Annotated in this window: 26 protein-coding genes; 2 read left to right on the top strand and 24 right to left on the bottom strand. The window is 36.0% G+C overall.

The annotated features are described in order from the left end of the window. Nucleotides 1-88: 88 nt before the first annotated feature. The 4 genes from G585_RS18395 to G585_RS18390 all read right to left on the bottom strand — a co-directional run bounded on the left by G585_RS18395 (nucleotide 89) and on the right by G585_RS18390 (nucleotide 3641). Nucleotides 89-841, bottom strand: a complete 753-nt coding sequence (locus tag G585_RS18395) for a DNA-processing protein DprA (protein ID WP_196802923.1) — start codon at nucleotides 839-841, stop codon at nucleotides 89-91. A gap of 49 nt (nucleotides 842-890) precedes the next feature. Continuing rightward, complete coding sequence (locus G585_RS0115060; protein WP_022776107.1) at nucleotides 891-2498, bottom strand: YifB family Mg chelatase-like AAA ATPase; 1608 nt, start codon at nucleotides 2496-2498, stop codon at nucleotides 891-893. A gap of 45 nt (nucleotides 2499-2543) precedes the next feature. Continuing rightward, nucleotides 2544-3191, bottom strand: coding sequence for a transposase (locus G585_RS0115055; RefSeq protein WP_034482558.1), 648 nt, complete (start codon nucleotides 3189-3191; stop codon nucleotides 2544-2546). Nucleotides 3192-3272: 81 nt separating this feature from the next. After that, a complete protein-coding gene (locus tag G585_RS18390; RefSeq protein WP_022776104.1) occupies nucleotides 3273-3641 on the bottom strand; it encodes a helix-turn-helix domain-containing protein in 369 nt (122 codons plus the stop codon). A gap of 198 nt (nucleotides 3642-3839) precedes the next feature. Between G585_RS18390 and G585_RS19205 the strand changes: the two genes are divergently transcribed. Continuing rightward, the gene (locus G585_RS19205; RefSeq protein WP_022776103.1) at nucleotides 3840-4229 is read left to right on the top strand and encodes a hypothetical protein; all 390 of its coding nucleotides are present in this window, start codon (nucleotides 3840-3842) and stop codon (nucleotides 4227-4229) included. 160 nt (nucleotides 4230-4389) lie between these two features. Here the strand turns inward: G585_RS19205 and G585_RS0115040 are convergent, their stop codons facing one another. The 20 genes from G585_RS0115040 to G585_RS0114945 form a co-directional block, all read right to left on the bottom strand. Then, the gene (locus G585_RS0115040) at nucleotides 4390-5214 is read right to left on the bottom strand and encodes an SDR family NAD(P)-dependent oxidoreductase (RefSeq protein WP_022776102.1); all 825 of its coding nucleotides are present in this window, start codon (nucleotides 5212-5214) and stop codon (nucleotides 4390-4392) included. Between the two features lie 5 nt (nucleotides 5215-5219). After that, nucleotides 5220-6218, bottom strand: a complete 999-nt coding sequence (locus G585_RS0115035) for a glycosyltransferase family 2 protein (protein ID WP_022776100.1) — start codon at nucleotides 6216-6218, stop codon at nucleotides 5220-5222. A gap of 6 nt (nucleotides 6219-6224) precedes the next feature. Further along, complete coding sequence (locus G585_RS0115030) at nucleotides 6225-7637, bottom strand: lipopolysaccharide biosynthesis protein (RefSeq protein ID WP_022776099.1); 1413 nt, start codon at nucleotides 7635-7637, stop codon at nucleotides 6225-6227. After that, complete coding sequence (locus G585_RS0115025; RefSeq protein ID WP_022776098.1) at nucleotides 7627-8751, bottom strand: polysaccharide pyruvyl transferase family protein; 1125 nt, start codon at nucleotides 8749-8751, stop codon at nucleotides 7627-7629. The genes G585_RS0115030 and G585_RS0115025 overlap by 11 nt, the downstream gene beginning before the upstream one ends. A 37-nt stretch (nucleotides 8752-8788) precedes the next feature. Continuing rightward, entirely contained in the window at nucleotides 8789-9949 is a 1161-nt protein-coding gene (locus G585_RS0115020) for an O-antigen ligase family protein (protein ID WP_022776097.1), read from the bottom strand. A 14-nt stretch (nucleotides 9950-9963) separates the two neighbouring features. Then, a complete protein-coding gene (locus G585_RS0115015) occupies nucleotides 9964-10680 on the bottom strand; it encodes an acyltransferase (RefSeq protein WP_022776095.1) in 717 nt (238 codons plus the stop codon). Further along, nucleotides 10681-11406 (bottom strand): glycosyltransferase family 32 protein, encoded by a 726-nt coding sequence (locus G585_RS0115010; RefSeq protein ID WP_022776094.1) that lies wholly within the window; start codon nucleotides 11404-11406, stop codon nucleotides 10681-10683. Nucleotides 11407-11411: 5 nt separating this feature from the next. After that, entirely contained in the window at nucleotides 11412-12449 is a 1038-nt protein-coding gene (locus G585_RS19200; protein WP_022776093.1) for a glycosyltransferase family 2 protein, read from the bottom strand. 1 nt (nucleotide 12450) lies between these two features. Further along, a complete protein-coding gene (locus G585_RS19195; protein ID WP_022776091.1) occupies nucleotides 12451-13548 on the bottom strand; it encodes a glycosyltransferase in 1098 nt (365 codons plus the stop codon). A gap of 112 nt (nucleotides 13549-13660) precedes the next feature. After that, nucleotides 13661-14617, bottom strand: coding sequence for a glycosyltransferase (locus G585_RS0114995; RefSeq protein WP_022776090.1), 957 nt, complete (start codon nucleotides 14615-14617; stop codon nucleotides 13661-13663). A 9-nt stretch (nucleotides 14618-14626) separates the two neighbouring features. After that, nucleotides 14627-15388: a WecB/TagA/CpsF family glycosyltransferase gene (locus tag G585_RS0114990; RefSeq protein ID WP_022776089.1), complete on the bottom strand. Its 762-nt coding sequence runs from the start codon at nucleotides 15386-15388 to the stop codon at nucleotides 14627-14629. 32 nt (nucleotides 15389-15420) lie between these two features. Beyond that, complete coding sequence (locus G585_RS0114985) at nucleotides 15421-15987, bottom strand: SIS domain-containing protein (RefSeq protein ID WP_022776087.1); 567 nt, start codon at nucleotides 15985-15987, stop codon at nucleotides 15421-15423. Between the two features lie 69 nt (nucleotides 15988-16056). After that, nucleotides 16057-17004, bottom strand: a complete 948-nt coding sequence (locus G585_RS0114980; protein WP_022776086.1) for an NAD-dependent epimerase/dehydratase family protein — start codon at nucleotides 17002-17004, stop codon at nucleotides 16057-16059. Then, nucleotides 17001-17378, bottom strand: coding sequence for a serine O-acetyltransferase (locus tag G585_RS0114975; RefSeq protein ID WP_155827853.1), 378 nt, complete (start codon nucleotides 17376-17378; stop codon nucleotides 17001-17003). The genes G585_RS0114980 and G585_RS0114975 overlap by 4 nt, the downstream gene beginning before the upstream one ends. 81 nt (nucleotides 17379-17459) lie before the next feature. Continuing rightward, complete coding sequence (locus G585_RS0114970; protein ID WP_022776084.1) at nucleotides 17460-18437, bottom strand: GHMP family kinase ATP-binding protein; 978 nt, start codon at nucleotides 18435-18437, stop codon at nucleotides 17460-17462. Between the two features lie 119 nt (nucleotides 18438-18556). Beyond that, on the bottom strand, nucleotides 18557-19891 hold the full coding sequence (locus tag G585_RS0114965; RefSeq protein WP_022776082.1) for an HAD-IIIA family hydrolase: 1335 nt from the start codon (nucleotides 19889-19891) through the stop codon (nucleotides 18557-18559). Nucleotides 19892-19975: 84 nt separating this feature from the next. Beyond that, nucleotides 19976-20806, bottom strand: a complete 831-nt coding sequence (locus G585_RS0114960; protein WP_022776081.1) for an NAD-dependent epimerase/dehydratase family protein — start codon at nucleotides 20804-20806, stop codon at nucleotides 19976-19978. Nucleotides 20807-20880: 74 nt separating this feature from the next. Then, nucleotides 20881-21651, bottom strand: a complete 771-nt coding sequence (locus G585_RS0114955) for a TIR domain-containing protein (protein ID WP_022776080.1) — start codon at nucleotides 21649-21651, stop codon at nucleotides 20881-20883. Between the two features lie 396 nt (nucleotides 21652-22047). Beyond that, nucleotides 22048-23007 (bottom strand): site-specific integrase, encoded by a 960-nt coding sequence (locus tag G585_RS19190; RefSeq protein WP_022776078.1) that lies wholly within the window; start codon nucleotides 23005-23007, stop codon nucleotides 22048-22050. 108 nt (nucleotides 23008-23115) lie between these two features. Further along, on the bottom strand, nucleotides 23116-23730 hold the full coding sequence (locus G585_RS0114945) for a helix-turn-helix transcriptional regulator (protein ID WP_022776077.1): 615 nt from the start codon (nucleotides 23728-23730) through the stop codon (nucleotides 23116-23118). A 318-nt stretch (nucleotides 23731-24048) separates the two neighbouring features. Here G585_RS0114945 and G585_RS18365 point away from each other — a divergent pair. Further along, the coding region (locus tag G585_RS18365) for a hypothetical protein (RefSeq protein WP_034482538.1) at nucleotides 24049-24236 on the top strand (188 nt) is incomplete at its 3' end.

Raw genomic sequence — 24236 nt, 5'->3', positions numbered from 1 at the left:
TTCCTCCAGCATTGCTATCAGAGTATTCCTGGACTTTTCTACTTTTTCATTACCCCTTTGTTCAGAGTACACGGTACCAATATCTTGATCACACAACGATTACTTCCCTACTATAGTTATTACTATCCTGAACAGTAGATTCTGTACCACTTTTCCTTCCCGCATCTATGACATATAGCCTATCCGATAGCGCTGCAATGATGCGATTCCTTCTTGGAAAAAAGTACTCTCTTGGCACTGTTCCCGGCGGATATTCCGAAAGGATACATCCATGCTCAGTAATTTCCTCATACAGCCTCTCATGTTCCTTTGGATAACATATGTCTGCGCCATTTCCCAGTACTGCTATGGTATACCCCCGGTTTTTTATTGCTGCAGTATGAGCATAAGAGTCAATTCCCTTGGCCATTCCGCTTACAACCGCTATACCCGCGCATACAGCGCTCATGGTTATATCGATTGCTTTTTTCTTGCCTTCCTGCGTACATCTCCTGGCACCAACAACACCTATGGAATTTGTATATTCATTTATCTTAAGCTTACCTTTCGTATACAATACAACCGGAATGTCTTCAATGTTCATAAATCTGTCAGGAAATAAAACATCCTCCTTCACCACTATATCTACTCCTGACTCATATGCACTGCTAAGTATTTCCTCAGCGCGGCGTCTGATGTTACCATCTTTTCTCTGAGAGATAAAAGAGCTTATTCGCTTATTTCCAATCTTTTTTGAATACTCGCATCCTGCCAGGTCATCAGGATCCACTTCAAAACATTTATCTATCCCGCCACATACCTCCAATATGGCTTTTTGTGTTACCGGCCCAATTCCTTTCATTTGAGTCATCATTATATATTTTATTATTGCTTCATCACTAATGGCCATTTTATGCTATCGCATACATCTGACTGCTTGATACATCAAGATCACGGCAGCCCAAAACACGCGTTATATCTTCCCTTCTTATATTTTCTGCCCCATCCAGATCCGCAGATGTTCTCGCAAGACGAAGCAGTTTATGGATCACTCTGGCACTATATCCATATTTTTCACTGGCATTTTTTAGCAGTTTAGTGCAATCATCATCAAGCTTGCAGTATTTCTGTATCATCGTCGTTGTCATCTGCGCATTGCAGTTCACCTGCGCATCATTCTTGAATCTCTCCTGCTGGATATGCCTTGCTTTTTCTACCCGTTCTCGCAGCTGCTTAGAACTATATGTGCTCTTCTTGTCACCAAGTTCAAAGAAATCTACATGTGCAACACTCTTCTGAATATCAATTCGTTCAAGAATGGGACCGGAAATCTTACCTCTGTAATGGATAATCTCATAATCTGTACACCTGCATTTCTTTGACGGATAATATCCGCAGGGACAAGGATTCATAGCTGCCACAAACATAAAATTCGCAGGATACGAATTGGTCCCATTTACCCTTGATATGGTGACACGCTTATCTTCCATCGGCTGACGCAGCGCATCAAGAGTGCTTCTTGAAAACTCGGCCAGTTCATCCAGGAAAAGAACTCCGTTATGAGCCAGTGATACTTCACCCGGCTGGGCGTAACTTCCACCACCGATCAATGCATTTAAAGATATGTTATGATGCGGAGCCCTGAACGGACGACATTTTAACAGTCCTGTGCCTGCATCAAGAAGACCTGAAATACTGTGTATCTTTGTCACCTCCAGAGATTCCTTTTCTGACATTTTAGGAAGAATGGTAGGTATTCTTTGTGCGATCATTGTCTTTCCACACCCCGGTTCTCCCAGCATAAGGATGTTGTGGCCTCCTGCAGCCCCCAGAACAATTGCTTCAATGAGTTCGTCCTGTCCCTTCACGTCAGAGAAATCAATGTCATAATATAAAGAGTCATCTGTACCCTCTCCATTTTTCTCATTGCCTGAATATCCAACTGATATAGCACCTGCATTTGCCCTTATTCCATTATCATCTTCATCCTGCTTTGAAAGATCAAGTCTGCCCTCAAGAAAACTAACCGTATCATGCAGCGATTTAACAGGACATACCTTTATTCCGGATACTGATTCCGCTTCCTGTCTGTTTTCATAAGGAACAATAACAGCCTTGATCCCGCATTTCCTCGCCTCTGTAACCATAGATAAGACTCCATTGCATGGCCTTATCCGTCCATCAAGAGCCAGCTCACCTATAAACGCATAATCTGCCAGATTCTTGGGTGAGATCTGATCTGTCTGATACAAAAGAGCTATTATCATTCCAAGATCAAAATGCGACCCTCGTTTTTTCTTATCTCCAGGTGCAAGGCTCAATATGGTCTTATCCTTTGGAATATCATATCCACAGGACTCTATTGCTGCCTGTATCCTCTCACCAGCCTCCTTGATCGCCTGGTCAGGAAGTCCGATTATTGTCATGGACTGCTGCTGTCCTCTTATTGTTGATGCTTCTATTTCAACCATGAATCCGTCAACACCTGATGTTGCCATGCTTTTTACTACTATTGCCATTACTTCTTTATTCCTTTATATTTTCCTTTAGAATTCAAAATTCTGCTACCACGGAAGCCACATGTCATCTTCCTTCATATCCTTCTGTATAAGCATTTCCTGCTCAGCATGGGATATCTTGCCTTCCACGAACAATCTGTACTGCTCCTTACTGTTGTTATGAAAACACGACAGCACTCTTGAAGTATCCACTATTCCTTTGATCATCCCGGATGGGTTTAATCCATTCCTCTGACCTGTATCCGACATATTGTCTTCAACGAACGCTCCATAACTGCTGTAAGTATAATCCAGCGGTTCTCTGACCATTCGCGCTTTAACAGGATTGAGATGAATATACCTGCTGACCTCCAGAAAATATACCTCATCCTCAATGAGCTGCCCAACATATCTGTTTTCAAAAAGATGCCCTGTAAGCTTATATTTCATATTGTAGGAGGCAGAATATGACAGAAGCAGTTTATGCATTATCTTCCATATCTCTGTATTTCCTGTCTCAATAGCCATATGAAAATGATTTGTCATAAGGCACATTGAATGTATCTTAAAATCATATTGAGTCTTCACCATATTCATGCATTCCAAAAACATCAAATAATCTGATTTCTCTCTGAAAATGTTGTATCTCCTGTTCCCTCTGCTCATTACGTGATAAGTTGCTCCCGGGTACCATACTCTCTTCTTTCTTGCCATAATTTTATTTTCTCGCTTTAGTTCAATTATATGAATTTTGTTATTAAAAATATACTCTACAAAACAACGCATCTGTTCTCCTTATTCACGCTGTTTCCTTTCCTTCTGCATTGCCGCAAACGCCGCAACATACCCAAGTATTCTATCCCTTTCCTGTTTCTCAAGCTTATTAAACTCAGTTAAAAGGATTCCGCTATCTGTACTCAGATCAACAGTGTAAAACATCTGATTCTTTCCCCGACTCTCCGCCGGGTCTACTCCCGACAAAAGCCACTCCGGCGACACATCCAAAGCTTTACATATTGCCAGTACCTTGTCAGATGATGGATTAGTCCTGTTCTTCTTCCATTCACTGATTGTACTCTGCTGAATTCCTGCTTTCTTTGCAAATTCTTTCTGTGTCATATCAAGCTGTCTTAAACGCTCAAATATTCTCTCACTGATAGTCATGATCCTCTCCTTTTGCTGATATATGGAAAAGGTAATGTTATCCATTAACATTCTTGATTCAATTTTATGAATCATAACCCCAATTAATCACATTGTCAATAGCCAGGAGCAAATGTTCATCAAATGTTCGGAGTACACGGTGTCATTATTTCGCTGCTTTTTGACGCTTGTCAAGAGAGTTGAACAAACGTTCACCAAATGTTCAGAGTACACGGTACCAATATTCCTACCTTTGTTGCAAAGGTACGTGAGTATAATGACACATACTCTCTCCCGTCTGCAATCAGAATGGCCATGGATTATTGTATAGAGCACGATATATTAAAGGACTTCTTTACAAAGGAAAGGAAGGCAATTTATATGTATAGTTTATTTGAATATAATCAAAAGGGACATATGAAAGTTATTCGTGAAGAAGGGCGTGAAGAGGGTCTCGAAGAAGCTGCCATAAATACCATCATCTTCGGGTATGAGGACGGCCTGTCAAACGAAGCTATACGTGATCGATTGAAAAAAGCCTATAAATATAGCGATGAGAAAATTGATAAACTCTTTGCCATAGCTGATAGCAAAATAAAGAAAATGTAATCGAGTAGTGTTCGGAGGTCGAGTAGACAGGGGGATTGCTCCCTCTGCCCCTCACAGAAATTCCGGGCGTGCGGCTTTCCCGCATCTGGCTCTTTACGAGACCGATTATACGTATTACTGCGCATAGATACTTAGCTGGGCGCACTACACGATACCATTATCATCTAATATCTATAACTCCCCTTCCGCCTGAAATATGTACGATATCGCCAACTATCATATCACCTGAACTTCCTACTAACGTCTTAGCGACAGCAGCAACTTCATTGGGCAAAACCATTCTTCCCACGACGTTTTCATCTGTATAAATGCTATCTCCATCCCTCATACCAATTAATGCTGTCGCAGATATACCTGGTGCAATTCCGTTCACAACAATGCCATTGGATATTAACATATGCGCTAATCCCTTAACCATTCCATTAATACCCCATTTAGATATGCCATATGGAGACCATGCGGGTTCAGCTCCTCTTGAGGATGACACAAAAAGTATATGTCCTTTAATATTATTCTCTATCATATATCTCGCAATCTCAATCGAAAAAAAGTACGGACCTCTGAGATTAATATTCATCACTCTATCATACTCAGTATCTGTTAAATCCCAAAAATTCAAGTTATCTGTATGCACTCCAGCTGAATTTATCAGAATGTCTATTTTTCCAAACAAATCGACCGAATATTTAATATTACTATTAAAGTCCTGAATGTTATTCATATTAATATAGCAACCCTTTGCTTGATTGCCGAATTCTTTGACAATTTCCTCAATTTTATTTTTATTTGTCCCTGCAATAATTACTCTACAACCGCTTTCAATCAACGATTTTGCAATAGCATATCCTATTCCACCTGTACCACCAATAATCAAAGCCACTTTGCCTTCAAATTGTTTATCCGATGATACTATATGCTCTATTGCTACTATTTCTTTTTCGTTTCTCCACTGAATTATCTTTTTTATTGCATTGGTAAGTCTCATTATTATTACTCCATATCGTCTTTTTGCAAAGCTTTAATATCCACTTTCAATTTATGTTTTGCATAAGCTACTGGAAATAATCCTTGAAATAATAATTTCAATTTTGTCCTTGGTCCCATATCTGATTTTAATAGAACCCCAAACAACCTTTTTCTAATTTCTCTTAAGCAATCCATATACTCTGTTATATACTGTGTACTTTGAGTATTCGTCGCAATTATTAGGAAAAGAAGAAAATTATAATTTTTCCAAATATGCCATTGAACAGCATTACTTATGTACCTACTCTCTCCTCGAATATTGTTACCAATATTCTTAATATTCCATAGGGCATTAATTCCCATCTGAACATTATAATTTGTCAACCCACTTCCTATATTATTCATTCTATAGTTATATATCTTTTTATGTCCCACAGCTACTTGATTTGAATACTGCGCAGCCATAAACGAAAAATATAAGCCTTCACCAGACCAAGGCACCGAAAAACTAATATTATTGTCTCGAAGAACTTTTAACCTGTATAACTTATTCCAAGGGCCTATCGGAATAAAAGGATATATAATTGACCCTGCTGCCTTTTCAGACGTCCAAACCTCAATACTATCTTTTTGAGTTTGTTTCCTGTCACGTGTAGTAAAAATTCTATCTGTCATTGCCATATCTGAATGAGTTTCTTCTACCAAATACAAAAGATATTCAATATAATCAGGTTCTAACCAATCATCACCATCTATTATTGTAATATATTCTCCTGATGATGCCTGCATGCCAATATTTCTTGCTTCACATGCACCTCCATTTTCTTTATGAATAACAAAAAATCTATTATCTTTCTCTTTATATTCATCACATATTCTTCCACTGCCGTCTGGCGACCCATCATCCACAAGTATCACTTCGATATTTTTATATGTTTGAATAACAATAGATTCTAATAGTTTTCTAAGAAATGGTTCAGATTTATAAATTGCTACAACAATTGAAACTTTTATATCATTCAATTTTTCTCACCTCATTTTTTCTTTAACTTTTTCTATTACACTCTTAATTTCATAGCTAAAACAACATAAAATCACCCCTAAAAAAACTATTTGAATTGAATATAGAACAAGCGTATCAGAACATATAAACAGCAATAATGATTGAATTAATAGAATGGAATATACAACTAAATCGCGCATCACATTAAGATGTAATGAAATATACTTTTTTACCTCCCATATTCTTACCGCCCATATAACAATATAGCTAACAGCTGTTGATATAGCAGCACCTAAAGCCCCCATACTTTTAACCAACAAAATATTTAAAATTATATTCAAAGTCGCTCCGATAATGCTCGATCTCGCAAAGACTTTAGTATCCTTTACCGCAGCAAAAATGCCCCCAATATATCCCGATAAAGCTCCAAAAACAATAGCAATAAGTAAAAATGGAACATATTTCCATGCCTCATAAAAATCTTTAGCATATAAAAAGTGTGCCATGATTTTAGCAAATATTATAAGCATTGAGCAAATCAAAGTCATGCTGAAATTATATGCGTTATACATACTAGTAAAAAACCGATTTTCATCTTTGGGGTCAAATTCCTTAACAGCTGATATCGTCCATGCTTGGCCAAAAATAGTTTGAAATATATTTAGTATCGAAGGAATTTTGTATCCAACAGAATAAATTCCATTAGCAGATACTCCACATAATAATGTCACAACATATCTATCAGACGCAGAACTCACCCACCACGAAATATTGTTTATTAGTAGTGGTCTGCTATATACAACCATGGCCTTATTTAACTTTTTATCCAGACTTCGCTCAGCAGAAAAATACTTCCAGAATCTTATTGAAAATAATAAGAAAATACATTGAACAGCTATTCCAATTATATTAGCCATGAAGTATCCCGGTAATCCAAGATGCAAAGGAAGCAGAAATACTATATTCAAAGTAATCATGACCGCAGAACATAATACTCCTGATATAGCTACATCTTTCACTCTATCGATTCCTCGGCTAAAATTTACGAGAATTGCATCTAAAGTTGATAATGAGAATAATAAAACAAAAAAAACTGGATACTGGTTAAGTACGTTAAAAACTTTGAACAGCACATTTAGAATTATCCCACACGAAACAATAATTGTACTCAACCAAAAATATCGAATAGAAATAATAAATATTTCTCGACGATCACTATCTTTGTCCATAGGAAAACGAAGTGCCGCATCCGATATATTTAATGTTAAAATTGGCAATAATAGAGCTACTGTTGTTGTATTCAAATCATATATTCCATACTCTTCTGTTGTTAAAACATATGTATATAATGGAACCAAAAAAAAACTTAACATCTTTGTTCCAAATTGGCTGATTGTTAATAGCCCTAGATTTTTAAATAAATAATATTTACCGTTCATTTAATTCATCAAGCTTCCTCATTAAATACTCTTTCGTAACTCTTCTCTCCTGTTTAACAATATCCTGTTTTTCATGCACATCAGAAGAAGGTATTTGTGTTATAGAGTAAATAAACCTATCCACAAGCTCATATCTTTCTAGTAAATCTTTTATCCTACCTGATTGTGGATTACTGTGCAGATACTGACGTTCAAAAACAAAAAAATCTTTTCCAAAGTTAATCGAAAATAGTGTGGTATGAAATGAATCTGTTAATACATATGATGCTCCCAAAATATATGAAATATATTCATGTGGTCCTCCTGAAATAAAATCCCAATGGTTATTTTCAAAATCTTCATAATTATATCCTATGCATATAACTTTTTTGTTTGAAGAAATCATCCTCGCATATTTTATGGCCAACTCGCTTGGGCAATCTAGAAAATGAAGTAAAACATAATTACACTTCTTTACATTACATGCTCCACAAAAAGTCTCCCAATTTTCCTTTGACAACATAATAGTGGGATCACCTACTCTTACTACTTTCGTATTCGTAATAGATTTAACAATTCTCTCACCGCTCTCCTCCCTGACAGAGATTTCATTAAAATCTCTAATACCCTTACAAAGTATTTTTTTGAATCTTCTTGTTGTCCTATCTACGCCTAAACTAATGGAAAAGGCGATTTTCTTTTGATTATCAACGAAATCCAAAAAAAAGATTGAAGCGATATCATAGTTGGCATTCCATACTTGATCGCTTCCAACAATGAATGCATCATACTCATTCGCAATACACTTTAGCTGATTTTCAGTATAATACAGCGGCTGAATTTCATTTCTTATAAACATATTCATTTCATCCAAAGTTTCCTCTGTTAGTTGAAATGGCTTGTTGTGCATTTTTTTCCATCTAAACCAAAACCTAGGATCTTTAAAAAAGGCAGTTATGAATTGTTTTTTTTGCTTCAAACTATTTTTTATTTTATTTTCTTGCCTAGGAACTTCATCTATAACATCACAGGTATACCCCCACGATTCTAAAATATGCTTAGTCGAATAACACTGTAACATTGAACCATAGTTATTCTTATAAAATGTAATTAGTCCTACTTTTTTATTTTTCATTGGATATCTTATTATCACCCATTCTGCTTATTTGACGTTAATATACCGATGAATTTCTATCGTGATTTCGAAATAGCTCACTCCAAAAAACCACTAATATATTAAATCCTATATAAACGTAAATGTTTTCAATCATTCCTTGTATAGCAATTATGGTACATATAACAACATACAAATACTTTTGTCTTCTAACAAGCAAGAATAAACAAACAGTTGTCAATAATGCAAACATCGTAAGTCCTAAAATTCCATAATTATATAAGAATCTTATGTAGCCATTATCAATAATTGCATACCCAAATTTTTCTTCCAAAGAGGAAAAATCATAATTGCCACCTGCCAAAGTAACTGGATACGTTAGAAATGCCCATTCTATGTGTGTAAATCTTCTATTGAACATTAGATTTATAAAATATACAACCTTCTGCACTATACCAGACGAACGCATTAACAGAAATGGAAAACCTATCGACATCCCCACACAGATAGGAACAGAACACGGACCTACAATCCTAATAACTCTTTTTACTATTTCTCTAAAATACCTGGATTTATAAAGATAATAAAAAACACAAAACAACGCCACGCAAAAGATCAACGTTCTACATTTTGTGATAGCGAAAGCAACAATTGAAATCAATACAACTACACATAACTGATGTTTTTTTAATCGTTCATTCCTATAACACAAATAACACATTAAAATATATAATAATGCACTTCCTAATCTGTTCGGATGCGTATAGCCCAATCCATATCCATAAGCAAAATGCTCTCTTCCCTTTGCTACTGACATAGAATTAACTCCAATTATCCCTATTAGAGCGGAAAAAATAACAATTATCAGCGCAAGTATCTTTATCATCCATAACACTTTGAATGTTTGGGTATAGTCACATTTTGAAATAACAACTGATAAAATATACATTTTTAACAATACTGTTGTACCTAGCAGGAAATAACTCCCCAAAAATGCTACAAATAATGAAAAGATAATAACTAAACTTTTCTTACTATATTTGCACATTGCTAAATCTAATAAAAAAATGATAGCTTCACCCAAAAAAATAATCCTATTGACCCTCAAATCATAAAACTGTAATTCTGTATTCTCAAAAGCCGTTTCAATTATTATAATAATGAATAACAAAAATCCTAATAGATTCGCCTTTGATATAGAAGACTTTTGATTTTGCATCTGCTCAATCCTTTTTATGAAATACTATTCAAATATTCTTGAATATTTGAATAGTATTTTTCATGCCCACATAATTTCTTATAACTATCTTCTTCATTTCCACAGATACTCATCATTCTTTTCCACAACGGTTTGAGATCTTTTGGATTATCACAAAACAAAAAGAAAAACTCTCTTAATTCTTTTTCTCCTGGATCATTACCATATATCGTGCGAAACTCTCTCACTAGTTCCTTTCCTTCCTCTCTATAAGCGTTTTTTCTTTTATGATAGTAATCTTCTAAAGACATAATAGGTCTACACGGATTTCCTACAGCCACACAATCATCCGGTATTTCTCCACTAACAATAGATCCTGCTCCAATAATGACATTGTTACCAATTTTTGCGCCTTTCAACACAACACTATTCATCCCAATAAAAACATTATTCCCAATTGTTATCTTCCCGGCAGCACCGACAATTTCACCATATCGTCCTTTTAATACACTCCAAGAAAAATCATGTGTTAATAAAACACATCCCGCAGTAATCTGCACATACTTTCCAATATCTAACATCCATAATTGCTGTTCATCAATAATTGTAGTCCGTGGGCTAAAAATGGTTGTGCCTTCTCCTATCCTAGCCCCCCTCTTCTTTAAATAATTAACATAGCTTTTAGAATCATATCGTTCTTTATAGAGAATTTTTTTTATAAATGTCCTCATTGCATCAGAAAATCTCCTCATTCAATTCACTTCCCATTTCTTTCTTTTTCTATAATAACCGATATTCTTTCTTATCATCTGAATACTCCTGCAATATCCTTTATATTGCTTTGTTTGCAAAAACACATATGCTTTCCTTGAAAAGCCCCAGTTTCCATTAAACCAATGAACAGCAAATGATTGATCAGTCGTAAATGGCTTGCAGATATCGCAATCACGATTATAGGATGAAAACGATTCAATAGGTAGTATAAGTGCATTATCCAAAAGCTCCTCGTTATTCTTCATTACATGTCTAAATATAGCTGGATTAACAAACAAATCTGTTTCCCATATTTCTTTATCATAGAATTCAAGTATCTTTTTTATTATAGGTGATTTTTTTTCGGCACAAATAACAGCTGTACATGGGTAGTCATCTTTTTCTAAGCCAATAACAAAATTATTATTAATTATGGAATCAAATGTTTTAAGAACCTCCACATCTGTATCAAAGTATATTCCTCCATATTCATATAAAACTTTTAATCTCAAATAGTCAGATACAAAAGCCCACATTTTTCTTTTATAGCACTCACGTAAAAATCTATTTTCAGCTAAATAATTGTTTAATGGAAGATTGTCCTCATTCCATTCAACAATGCTATAACCATTCATTACTCTTGCCCAACTATTAATACAAATTCTCGAAACTTTATCTAATGGTTTTTTTCCAATCCAAATATAATTTATCTGTTTTGGTATCATATCTCTTACCTTCTAATGACAGACCTAATCATTGTTAACAAACGTAAATAACAATATAGCAATAATTGTCTATTGTTTTTAATTAAGCATACTGGTATTTTATCCTTGCCTTTAAAACAATGTACTATCCTGTTCCAGTTGACATTCTTTACAGAACAATCTGTGCATATTCTTTCTATTTCTTTGATACATTTATCTTTGCCAACTTTGCTAGCGCAAGAAATCATCGTCTTTAAGTGATGAATTATATTTCCAATATAAAAATTATCAATCCGGAGAATTGCCTCTTCATCAAATCCTATTAGACTAGCCAGCCTTCGCATTTCATCAGTCTGAAAACGAATTCTTTCAAATTTGTTAGCCTGATACATTTGAGATAGCGAGCCACCATTTAAACAATAGATATATCCTGTATCACCGCTCATTACAACTCTATTGCATAGTGCAAAATAAGCAAAATCAAATATGATGTCTTCACACAAGTATTTTTTATCTGGAAACCTAATATTATTTTTTTGAATTACATCCATTGAAAAAAGGCATTTCCATACTGACATTTCAATATGATCCACCCCATTCGAAGCAAGCATTTTTTTCAATACTTTATTTAATATTTCATCATGTTCTTCATAAACATCTCCCTTAAACGGGTTTTCTCGTATTTCTATTTTTTTACCTATTTTCCTCCTAAATCCCCCTATCACAGTGTCGGCTTTATTATCTATCAAGCAATTATATAAATGTTCAATCATAGTCAATTCTGCATAGTCATCACTATCAACAAACACAACATATTTACCATGAGCAATATCTAATCCAGTATTTCTTGCGCCACTTAGGCCTTCACCCATACCATGCTCAATAACAACGCGATTATCAACTAAATAATCCTTACACAATTCATTACTACGATCATCGGATTTATCATCCACAAGAATAATTTCTAAGTTTTTATATGTTTGATTTAGAATTGATTTCATGCACCTATCTAAATATAATTCAACATTGTAAACAGGTATAATCACAGAAATTAAATCGTTCATTTTATATTTCTCCAGAATATATTTTTTTTAAAGTAAAAGCTGTACTATCAGCGCTTGCTTTTTCAGTAATCAGAAATCCCGTATTTTTTTCTCTGTTACATTCAGTACTATACTTTATTATTTCTTTCTTCCAATTAACTATATCTAAACCTATTTGTAGAAATCTTTTTGAACAACAAGTATCTGATGTAACTTTGTCGGATATTATAGTAAAAAGTCCACTAACCTGCGCTTCTATCGCACACATGGGTAATCCTTCAAACCTCGATGGTAATATAAAAACATCCATGGCGCTTAAATAATCCGGAATATTTGTTACTGTTCCTAGGAACATGACATTTTTAATATTGGGATTACTCTTAACTTTATTAACTAATTCACATCCTTCACGGTTTCCAACTAACAAAAAAACATATTGTGGTTCATCTTTAAAGTCGATAATCAAATCATATATAAACTCTGGATTCTTGGGATATGAAAAATCCCCAACAGTTCCAATCACAGTTTTATCCTGTATATTTAACTCTTTTCGAATTTTTTCTCGCACTTTCCCGTTATATGAAAATCGATCTATATCCACTCCATTCTGAACCTTAATAATATTCTTGGTTGTATCATACATCCACAATGCTGCCACATCAGAACAGGCGCAACGGTACTGAGCCCTACGAATAATACGTTTTGATACTAAATGTAATAAGTAATTAAGTTTCTTGAAATGTCCATTAATTCCACTAGAATGAGAATGAACGACAATGTTTTTAACGCCCGCTTTCTTAGCCGCCAAATAATAAACTGACATCTTCCATGCAGTATCTGCATGAATGTGAACGTAATTATATTGATTTTTTTTTAAAAATTCCTTAAATGCCTTATATACTTCATACTGCTTTAAGAACCTATTCTTGCAAATCACCCCACCAATACATTTGCTACCCATTTCTCTTAGATGAAAATATACATCATTTTTTATAAATTCTTCTGCGGAAAAATAATCAAATACGTATTCATCTTGAAGTTTTTGTTGCGCTTCATATATCACTGAAAATGCGCCACCCTGATTATTCAAATTTGCCTGAACAATTCTAACCTTTTCCATATAATTTCAATCTCAGGAACAATGTCCCAACATTCGCCTCCCATATTCTTGTGGGCTTAATAATAATATAACTGTAACCTATATCAGATTATCAATACTGTAATCTAGCGGATTAAAATATACGATTGACTTGCCAAGGGATTGTGACTTTTTCTTTTTTCTTTCCATCATAGAAACCATTTTTTATTGCTACTATAACTTCTATTTTTCTATCAGCTCTTAATATACTTGGTATAACAAAGCACAATATAAATCCAAGAAAAGTATTGCAATTATAGTTCTCTTTATAGCCTATTCCACCATACTCTTTAAACTTTTTATTTAGGTATAATACATTTCTGCATGTATAGTACACTCGATTAGGATGAACAATCTTCTTATATGAAAATTTAGCAAAATTATCGTTATGTAATATTTCCCCTACTCTAATCCAAAACTTCTCACTTTTCTCATTTTTAGCTTCAATATCCCCAAATTCTTGATCTAGCACAATTGAATTGATTTGAAGAATTTTCCACCCATTAAGAATCATTCTTTTGCTTATATCGTTATCAAGAAGATCTACAAACAACCAATCATCAAACCCTCCCACTTGTCTCCAGGCCTTTACCCTTGTACAAGCAGCAGCTGTTATACACATTTTTATGTACGCATTCTTCTTTGTGGTATCAGCATGCATATACTTTCTTCTTTTATCTATGACTTGGGGACAAATCATCCCAATCTCTTCTATATGGAAATACTTTCTGTATTCTTTAATCATATCGGACGGAACAACTGAGTCAGCATTCATCGTTAATACCCAATCATATCCTTCAGATTCAGCCATCTGCATGATTTCATTCATCGCACCTGGCATACCAAGATTTTCCCCAGAGAAAATATATTTGCAATTATATGCAGACTCTATCTCCAATATTCTTTCTGTATTCATTTTTTCAGGGCTATTATCATATACAATGATCGTATCAACTTGGGATGTTAAGCCTTTAAGACATAGCAACAATCTACTATAGTCAGAATTGTATAAAACCATTCCTGCAGCGACTTTACCGATTTCTTTTATCATATTTAAGCATCAATCCCTTTTCTGTTTTTTTCTATATTTCCTCACTAATCCAAAGATTCTAATATCATCAATAAAATATCTTCGGAACATTCTTTTGGGTTCCTGCATAAATCTATAGAACCACTCAAAACCTATGTCCTGCATCCATTGCGGGGCTCTCTTTACACCACCTGCAATAAAATCTACGCATCCACCCATTGTAATACTAACAGGTACTTGATACTTATCCTTGTTCTTATAGATATACTTTTCTTGCTTTGGACATCCTAAAAAAACTATAAGAATATCTGCTCCACTTTTCCTAATCCTTACATTGCACTCATGCAGTTGCTCTTTATTCTTTTCAAAGCCAAATGGAGGTGAGTATGAATCAACGATGTTAAGCTTTGGATATTTTACTTTTATCTTCGCTGTTGCCTTTTCAAGCACATCTTCCTTTCCTCCAAACAAGAAGACTTTATAGCCTTTCTCATCTGCTAGATCCATAACATCCCATACAAAGTCTGTCATGGCCACACGTTCTTTAATAGGCGTTCCAAGCTTATTGCTGAGCTTCACAACAATTTGACCATCTGTCAAAATCAAATCTGCTGCATTACACGCCTCAAGCAATTTAGAATCATCCTGCATCTTTACCACTATATCTGAATTAGGGGTAACGACATAATGATATCCAGGTGTTTGTATTAGTTGATCAACACAGGACTTCGCTTCCTGAGCAGTCAAATTATCAATATATGTGTTCAAGAATTGAATCCGGTGTGTGTTCATTCTTTCATAAATCCTCCAAGAATTATCTTCCCTTAACAGTTTTCTCCATGACTAAGAACATACATCATAAGATGATCCATTATCATGTGAACATCCTCAGAAATCTGCATATCATTGATATTAACATGTATGCAATAATCAGCTATCTGCTTCATTTTTCCGCCATCATATCCAACAAGAGCTATGGTTTTGGCTCCTACTGACTTCGCATGTTCCATAGCGTTGATGACATTGATACTGTTACCAGAACCAGAAATACCAAAAAGTACATCTCCTTCCTCAATTCTTCCTTTAATCTGATAACGGAACACCTCGTCATATCCAATGTCATTAGAGATTGCCATCATAATAGGTGTGTTATCTGACAAGCATTGAAATTTAAACTGTGAAGCCTCATCATTAAGTCCCTTATTAAAATCACATACAAAGTGACTTGCAGTCGCAGCACTTCCACCATTACCACATATATATGTATTTTTGTGCTGTGCTTTTGCATCTTCCAAAACATTCATTACTTTGTTTATACTCTCTAAATCAAGTGATTGTATTACTTCAATTTCTCTATCAAGATACGCCTTAAGATCTTTTTTATAATCCATAATTTCTTTCCTCCATTTTCTGGGCGTCACCTTCCAAAACAGTATTATTCTTATGCACACGGTTCAATGCTACATACCAGCTTTTATAGCATCCTTAACTGTCTGTCTTACAGCTTCATCCGATGTGTGTTTCGGTTTCCATCCTGTGCTTAACACTTTACTAATATCATAGCTAAATCTTGGCACATCGCCTTTCCACCCACGATCTCCACCAGTGTAATTAAACGTCACATCCTTAAGACCAAGTTCCTCAACAACTATCTCTGCGATATGTGTAACTGTTGTCCCTTCGCTTGTTACACTGATGTTATAAACTTCTTCACCACCTTTGAATTCCTTAGTCAGCTTCATTATGACTTCTACAAGATCAAGAACATAAATATACGGTTTGCACTGAGTTCCGTCACCAAGGATTTCAAGCTCTGCCGGATTCTTTCTAAGTTTCCTTATGAAATCAAACACTGCTCCATGTGTAAGCCTAGGTCCAATAACATTCGGAAATCTGAAGATAACCACACTCATATCGCACATTGAAACATAAGAAGAAATCAATGCTTCCGATGCTAGTTTGGCACCGCCATAATAAGAAACAGGCATTATTCCACCTGTTGTTTCAGTAAGTTCCACATCAAGCATCTCGCCATAAACAGCAGATGTAGATGCAAAGAACATTTTCTTTACATTTGCTTTTCTCATGCCTTCCAGCAGAGCTCTTGTAGACAGCAACGTATCGTTGAAATCGATACCTGGCTCTTTTCCACCCTTCTGAATGTCAGAGTTTGCAGCTAGGTGGTAGACCACATCGATATTCTCTGTAGCAAATATTTCATCAACCTTATTTTGATCAGCAAGTTCAACTTCATAGAATTTAAATCTATCCCCTTCTGTTATATGTTCGATATTCTGTTTTCCCATTATCAGCTTGTCAGCACATATAACTCTGTGCCCTTCAGCTAATAGACTATCAATCACATGTGAGCCTATAAATCCAGCCCCACCAGCAACTAAGATATTCATTGCTTTTTCTCCTCTATGCTCTTATACTTTTTTATTACTGCTGGTATCCCAGCAACTACTGCATTATCAGGTACATCATTTATCACCACTGAATGAGCCCCTATAGTCACATTGTTCCCTACCTTTATTGCACCTAATAGTGTGGCACCTACTCCAACCATTACACTATCCCCAAGAATTGGCGCCGCATCAGATTCACCATCCCCATGACTTGCACCGAATGTTGTATGTTGAAAAATGATACAATTGTTACCAATTACTGTCTTGGGATGCATAACTACTCCCATTCCTTGATGCGGCAATAGTGTGGTTTCAGGAATATTAACTTGATAAGCAATATCACAACAATATATAACTCTATTTAAATGCTTCAACAGTCGTGCTATACCCCCATTTTTCAGAGGTATAGTATTTATGAGCTTTACGAGCCAGTCCGATAGCACTCATTTTTGTCCTCACTTATCAATATGAATAATTGATGCACCACTATTATCCATCTCGAATTCCATCTCACGAAGATTATTCAGTGCACTTCTAACAGCACCTTGATTCTCAGGTTTTACGTAGAAAATCATAAAGCCTGCTCCGCCAGCACCGAGCAACTTTCCACCAAGGGCTCCTGCATTCATTGCCTTTTCATATGTTTCATCAATAAGTGGATTAGATATACCAGAAGCCAAAGACTTCTTAAGCATCCAGTTCTCATGAAGCAATTCTCCCATTGCATCCACATTATTCTTCTGCAACTCTTCTTTAAGAGTTCTTGTTAAATCACACATTTGCTGCTGAACTTTAGCCTTATCAACAGTTTTTACATTCTGACTCTGTTCTTTCAGAATAGCAGAAGCCGAATGCTTACCACCGAGATAAAACATAAGAATGTTGTCTTCAAGCATCTGATAACTCTGAGGAGCCATTACAATCGGTTCTACATTTACAAAACCATTCTGTTGAAATTCATAAAACTTAAGACCGCCAAATGCTGCAGCAAATTGATCCTGTTTTCCTATAGGTTCACCAAGCTTATCTATTTCAACTTCACAGGCATCCTTCGCCAGCTTATATTTACTTACGTATTCACCTTTATATGTATGAAGAAGTTGAAGAAGTGCAACAGTAAATGAAGATGACGAACCAAGTCCAGTTCCACTCGGAATATCCGCCATAGAACTTATTTCTACGCCCATAATTCCGAAATCTTTAAGACATTGCCTGAAATATTTATGCTCTATCTCATCATAGCTTTTAATATTTTCAGTTTGAGAATACTTAAGTCTAATCTGATCTTTATGAAAGTAAGTATGAATCGTCAAATACATGTACTTGCGGATAGTTGTTGATAGAACACATCCACCATATTTCTCATAAAAAGACGGTAAATCACTTCCTCCACCACAAAAAGAAACTCTAAAGGGTGCTCTTGTTATAATCATTTAATAACTCCAATCTGGCGGTTTTCCGCTTTATTATTCATAGTGGTCATCATCTTTCTTGGCATCATTTTCGCCCCAGTATAATTAGTCAAAAACACCGTGGTTATCTAAGTTTTTAATCATCTGCCAATAATTTGTTCCACTACATCAAGAAGGCTTTTCCCAGTTATATTTTGTCTTAAGTCTTCATCTCCAATCAGTGCGGTTCTGCAGCCAGCATTCTTTCCTGCACCGACATCATTATTACTGTCACCTATCATCCAACTCTGTTCAAGATCTATATTGAAGTCTTTAGCAGCTTGCAATATCAGTCCTGGTCTCGGTTTCCTACAATCACAGACAATCTTCAACTCTGTTACCTCACCCTCAAAACCTTTATCTGGATGATGTGGGCAATAATAAAGTCCATCGATGTATGCTCCAGCTTTACCAAGCTCAGTTTCAAGCTTTTTATGTATCTCTTCTAGCCCTTCAAATGTAACCTCACCTCTAGCAATTACCGGTTGGTTGGTGATTACAATCGCAAGATATCCGCTTCCGTTTATCTTTTTAATTGCCTCTGCAGCTCCATCACACAACTCAAGTTCCTCAGGTTTTCTCAGGAATCCAATATGTTTGTTTATTGTTCCATCACGATCAAGGAATATAGCTTTCTGCGGATGTAATAAGTTTTTAGCCTGTACAACTCCATTTTGGAAATCCATACTAACTTGATTGAACCTTTCAGGCGTCCCCATATCCTTGCAGTACTCAGGCGAATCGTAACAATACATCCTGCCACTATCACATAATGGCTTTAGAATTTGTCGATCCATATCCATCTTGATTGTGTACCCATAGTCATCCACTGTACCGATATCTTCAGCTTTCATGTTTAGACGATTAAGTGTCATATCTAATACAATCGGATCTATAATTTGCAGTCCGGCATTTACCCTATTTTTATAAAACTCAGGTCTTATATCTTCTTTAGTGAGCCACTGTTCCACCGCACCATTACTATTAGCCACAATAACTGAACTATCAAAAGGATGGCTATTGGGATGTGTGAACAAGGTTGCCAATGCATTGTGTTCCTTGTGGTAATTAATCATCCTATTAAAGTCAACATCGAACATAGCATCTGCAATTAATAAGAGAAATGGAGCCTGTAACTTCTCTCTCATCTTAAAAAGTGCCCCCGCATTTCCGAGAGGCTGTTCTTCCACAAAGTACTCGATATGACATCCAAACTTACTACCATCACCGAAATAATCCTGTATTTTCTCATGCATGTGAGAAACAGTTAGGATAATTTCCTTAAATCCTTGGTCCCGGAGACTTTCTATCTCCCACTGAAGAATCGGTTTGCTCACGCCATCTCTATTCTTAATTTCTATTAACGGCTTTGGTATATTGGGGAACAAGTCACTTATTCTCGTTCCTTTACCGCCAGCCATAATTACTGTTTTCATCTAAATCACATTTCTTTCATTTTGTTTCTACAATCGATTGTTACCATCTCAAATATCTACAATGACAAAAGATATCTAATCACTTTATTTACCGCACATTATTTCCTGTATCTTAGAATTATCTCCCCACACAGCTTTTGAATCATAAGGTCTATCCGGGAAAGCTCCATATTTAAGTTTTATCTTATAGTTATTCTCAACTATGAATCTCTCAACACGATCAGCTAACTTCTCTGGATGTCCAGAGCAAATGTTTATCACACCAAGAACCTCATCTTGAACAGTCGCTCTTGCAACCTGTTCGCAGAAGTCCTCATAATCAATAAAATCGAACTGATTCTGCCCCAATGTGAACGGAAACTCTTTTTTTCCTTCAATTTCAGCTGCAGTGATCTTAGAGAATATAGAACTACCATACTTACTATTACCCACAATGTAATAGCCCCTCATCCACTGGAACTTCTTATTCTTCTGCTTACAGAACATAGCCGTTAATTCTCTTAACGCATTCTTACTTATTCCATAAGGAGTTGTAGGGTTACATTCTGTATCCTCTTTAATGCAGCCTTCAAAAAAGCCAATTTCATGCATAGAACCCATGACTGCTATCTGTTTAACATCAGATTCTGAAAAAGACTTTATAAAGTTGTAGTGCTTTGGAAGATCATTGATATGAGCATCAGAGTAATGAACAAAACCGTCTCTCCAAGCCAAATGAAGAAGGACATCCGGTTCACCAAAGTAATGGTATGGATCACTGGAAATTGAGAAGAGGTCACATGCCTTCTTATCCGCTCTGTCGTCCACATGGTCAATTGAGAAATCAGCTGCAACAACATGTATCCCAAGATCAAGCAAATGTTTCACAATACCTTGTCCTAAATATCCATTTGCACCTGTCACTAATACTTTCATAAAATTCTCCAAATATGGGACTCCCCCATTTAATAGAGCTTAACCCCCATGTCGGTGGTCATCTCAGCCCCAGATTATTTCCCAAAAAGTTTATTAAAATCTACGTTATATCCGATCTCCATAAGTTCTTTGAGAACATCAGCTTCCCAATTGTTCTTGCTCACATAAACTACACCTTGAAGGTCAGACAAATTCATAACGTCATCTTCTGCAATGACTATTGTTTTATCACGGCCGATTTTTCCGTAGAAATATCCCGTTTCAAAAACAACATTCTGTCTTGCCCGTTTACTGCCATCTGCAACATCATCATCCGCAGTAAATAAACATATCGCAGCATCTACAGTGTCAGCATATGTTTCAAACTTTTCGATAATCGTTTTTCCTTTATTGGTTTGCTCACTCAGAATAATTACCTGAATACCCTGCTTTTCAAGCAATCTTGCAACCTTTTCTTTAAGTTCCCCATCATGCCCATGTACTATGAAAACTTTTTGGTATTCTGGAGCTTTTGTCTGTTTTTGTATATTTTCTTGTGAAGAATCAACTGCTTCTTCCAACTCTTCAATATACACATTCAAAACTGGCCTAATACGGCTCAAAGCGTCATAGCACGCTCTTCTATCCAAAGCATCATCGTCCAATGTAAATGTATATACCATTGATGTAAATTGAGTATCACAAAACGCTTTATATTCATTACTCTTCTCACCATATATTTTTCTTAGCAATCTTTTTGTTCTGGTTTTCCACGTTGTAAATTCCTCTGATGAAGGATTTATGTTGCTTGTGAGAAATTCATCTATCTGCACTGTCAATTTTTTTAATTTTTCTAGATCTGTCATAAAGCATCCTTCTACTGCGTATTTAACCTAGTACCATTCTTTCGTGGATAACTATCACCTTTACTCACTCGTCTCAGGCTTCTAAGCCACCCGCACTCACCACCCACTATTTCCCCATAGTGGATTTTTCTAACGATTTTTTGAGAAATTCGCCCTTTTTCTCAATTCCCAGATCAATCTCCAAAGCTCTTACTCAGCCAACATCGCTAGAAATCGTGAATCTATATATTTCTTTACCCCGCCATACAATTCACATTTTCTTTTCACCGAATAAGCTATTCGACGAAAATCGTTGCCACTTATTTCCTGATATCTTATAAGAAAGCAACTAATATATAATAGTTGATGATAACGTTATTGTCAAATACCTATTCCACATTTTAAAGCGTCTAAAAATCATGCACAATACCCTGCATATAAAGCTGATAGAGCATTGAGCTGACTTCTCTTTTGCTCCATGGATGGATGAACATATCTGTTCAATGTGATCTGAACGCTTGAATGCCCAAGGATCTCGCTTAAGGACTTGGCGTCCATTCCGTTATAGATACAGTTCGTCGCAAAAGTATGCCTCAAAACATGAAATTTCTTGTGACTGATCCCGATATCATTAAGTATTTTACCATATCTGTTTTCAAATGTCCTTGGATCTGTCGGCTTTAGTGGGTTTAACAGATAACCTTCTTTGTTATCCTGCTTCATTAAGAGGGACAAGAGCTCATCAGATATAGGAATTATCCTTTTGGAAGATTTACTCTTGGGCGATGAGGTGATCAGCTTTGTTTTGCGACTTTCTTTTTCGGTATTGACCCTGTGGACTGATTTGTTAATGCTGATAGTGTGCTGCGACAGGTCAATATCTTCCCATTTTAAAGCACATATCTCTCCCAAACGAAGTCCTGTTGATATACATATGTAGACTCCGAGCTTGGTCGGATCTATATTCTCGTGAAGATATCTCACAAGGTCTTTTTGCTCATCCTTGGAAAAGACTTCTACAGGCGACGGACAGCTTCTGGGCCTGTTCAGCCGTATCTTGTTCAGATTCATGTCGTACATCTCATTGGTATAGCATATTATCTGGTTCAGTACTGTAACTATTGAACTCTGAACGCTGGAAGATCTCGATAGGGATAGCGGTTCAATCTTCTTTATATAAAGAGATTTCAAAGTTTCATTTTTTATTTTTCTGTATTCTAATCCTTCTGTAAAAGGAAATATGTACTTCCTGCAAATTCCCTGATATTTGTCATAGGTTGTCTTTTTATGTGTGTTCATAACTCTACTGAGCCAGGCATCTGCAATGTCGTTAAAGCAAGGCCTGTGAATTATTGCCAGAATAGAATCTTTTATCATAGTTCAGTACCTCCTTATAGACTGAAAGTTTAAAAGCTTCATATTAATTATGGCAGTTTAAAATCCTTATTTCAAAAACACACATATAAAGTTAAAAAGACATCAGTACTATCTGGAGATTTTTCTTTTGGCTGTTTTCTTCTGCGACATATCGGACTTATAGGTGTCCCAAAGTTTTTTTCTAACGTCCCCGTTTTCCCACAGCCAGTCTATGATTCTGTCATCTATTGGATAGTTCATTCTTTTCTCATTGCCATATAAAAGCCAGTCCACACCTATGTTGAGGGCTTTGGCAATCATCTCAGCCTGCTCTTTTTCAAGTGGCCGTTCAAATGTCTCGATTTTGGATATTGCCTTGTTATCAACCCCTGACACGTCATATAGCATTGTCTGGGTCATTCCGAATCTTTTCCTGAGCATCTTAAGTCTTTTGGCGCGGTCAGCATCTATCTCAGCCTGGGTAGATATGTGTTTCGTGGCCTCTTTAAGGGATATCTTCCCGGCAAAATACTCTTCATCAATGTTGTAGTTCTCACAGATCAGCGAAATTATGTTGGCCGGAACCTCTATAAGCTCATGCTCGCACTGATTGATGTAGCTGCCTGAATATCCGATTCTTTCTCCAAATTCCCTGCAGGTCAGGCCTAAATATTCTCTGAATAGCTTAATCTGCGAAGCCAGCTTAGAGCTGTCATAGCCGGTTCTTTCTAATCTTTTTGCCATTGCCTATCTCCCATTTGAATTAAATTTTAGTGATTTAACTATTATACTATATCCTTTTTAGGTAATTAATGGAAGTCTATGTTGAAAGTATAGTCTTTTTCCCAAGGCGGCCTCTTGCTTTCTCGGAGAGGCTGCACTTGGGGTGCGCATAAATGCATTCATATTTCCGTCCAATTCTTAAGAAATCTTAAGAATCTTCTACCATAAATCTTAAGAATTATGTGCTATTATAGTTTTTGTGCTCATTCTGAGCCGGTTGTCACGTTCGTGGCAGCATCAGCACTTCGCTGAGTTTTATCACATTTTGAAAGGATTTTTATGAACACGGAAACAAGAATTAAAGAAAGAATTACTTTTGACGAGGCGAAGAAAAGCCTCGCCTCCATGAACCTTATTGATGGGTTCCTACTCGACAATGCACTTGAAGACATCGATGATGCTAAGGTTGTAATGGGTGGCATACTAAAAGCTGTCTATAACAGGAACTTTGTAATAAGTGATGTAAC

It is taken from the genome of Butyrivibrio sp. AE2015 (assembly GCF_000420825.1).
GTDB lineage: Bacteria > Bacillota > Clostridia > Lachnospirales > Lachnospiraceae > Butyrivibrio.
The sequence above is the reverse complement of the archived record's forward strand: the minus strand, read 5'-3'. Positions and strand labels throughout refer to the sequence as shown.

Excerpts from the sequence above, each read along its gene's own strand:
- G585_RS0115040 (WP_022776102.1), bottom strand. The coding sequence starts at position 5,214 with ATGAGACTTACCAATGCAATAAAAAAGATAATTCAGTGGAGAAACGAA.
- G585_RS0115020 (WP_022776097.1), bottom strand. The coding sequence starts at position 9,949 with ATGCAAAATCAAAAGTCTTCTATATCAAAGGCGAATCTATTAGGATTT.
- G585_RS0114960 (WP_022776081.1), bottom strand. The coding sequence starts at position 20,806 with ATGAAAGTATTAGTGACAGGTGCAAATGGATATTTAGGACAAGGTATT.
- G585_RS0114945 (WP_022776077.1), bottom strand. The coding sequence starts at position 23,730 with ATGGCAAAAAGATTAGAAAGAACCGGCTATGACAGCTCTAAGCTGGCT.
- G585_RS0115025 (WP_022776098.1), bottom strand. The coding sequence starts at position 8,751 with ATGAAAAATAAAAAAGTAGGACTAATTACATTTTATAAGAATAACTAT.
- G585_RS0114965 (WP_022776082.1), bottom strand. The coding sequence starts at position 19,891 with ATGAAAACAGTAATTATGGCTGGCGGTAAAGGAACGAGAATAAGTGAC.
- G585_RS19195 (WP_022776091.1), bottom strand. The coding sequence starts at position 13,548 with ATGGAAAAGGTTAGAATTGTTCAGGCAAATTTGAATAATCAGGGTGGC.
- G585_RS0114985 (WP_022776087.1), bottom strand. The coding sequence starts at position 15,987 with ATGGATTATAAAAAAGATCTTAAGGCGTATCTTGATAGAGAAATTGAA.
- G585_RS19200 (WP_022776093.1), bottom strand. The coding sequence starts at position 12,449 with ATGAACGATTTAATTTCTGTGATTATACCTGTTTACAATGTTGAATTA.
- G585_RS0115010 (WP_022776094.1), bottom strand. The coding sequence starts at position 11,406 with ATGATACCAAAACAGATAAATTATATTTGGATTGGAAAAAAACCATTA.
- G585_RS0114970 (WP_022776084.1), bottom strand. The coding sequence starts at position 18,437 with ATGATTATAACAAGAGCACCCTTTAGAGTTTCTTTTTGTGGTGGAGGA.
- G585_RS18395 (WP_196802923.1), bottom strand. The coding sequence starts at position 841 with ATGAAAGGAATTGGGCCGGTAACACAAAAAGCCATATTGGAGGTATGT.
- G585_RS0115030 (WP_022776099.1), bottom strand. The coding sequence starts at position 7,637 with ATGAACGGTAAATATTATTTATTTAAAAATCTAGGGCTATTAACAATC.
- G585_RS0114995 (WP_022776090.1), bottom strand. The coding sequence starts at position 14,617 with ATGATAAAAGAAATCGGTAAAGTCGCTGCAGGAATGGTTTTATACAAT.
- G585_RS19190 (WP_022776078.1), bottom strand. The coding sequence starts at position 23,007 with ATGATAAAAGATTCTATTCTGGCAATAATTCACAGGCCTTGCTTTAAC.
- G585_RS0115060 (WP_022776107.1), bottom strand. The coding sequence starts at position 2,498 with ATGGCAATAGTAGTAAAAAGCATGGCAACATCAGGTGTTGACGGATTC.
- G585_RS18390 (WP_022776104.1), bottom strand. The coding sequence starts at position 3,641 with ATGACTATCAGTGAGAGAATATTTGAGCGTTTAAGACAGCTTGATATG.
- G585_RS19205 (WP_022776103.1), top strand. The coding sequence starts at position 3,840 with ATGTTCAGAGTACACGGTACCAATATTCCTACCTTTGTTGCAAAGGTA.
- G585_RS0114990 (WP_022776089.1), bottom strand. The coding sequence starts at position 15,388 with ATGAACACACACCGGATTCAATTCTTGAACACATATATTGATAATTTG.
- G585_RS0115015 (WP_022776095.1), bottom strand. The coding sequence starts at position 10,680 with ATGAGGAGATTTTCTGATGCAATGAGGACATTTATAAAAAAAATTCTC.
- G585_RS0114980 (WP_022776086.1), bottom strand. The coding sequence starts at position 17,004 with ATGAATATCTTAGTTGCTGGTGGGGCTGGATTTATAGGCTCACATGTG.
- G585_RS0115055 (WP_034482558.1), bottom strand. The coding sequence starts at position 3,191 with ATGGCAAGAAAGAAGAGAGTATGGTACCCGGGAGCAACTTATCACGTA.
- G585_RS0114955 (WP_022776080.1), bottom strand. The coding sequence starts at position 21,651 with ATGACAGATCTAGAAAAATTAAAAAAATTGACAGTGCAGATAGATGAA.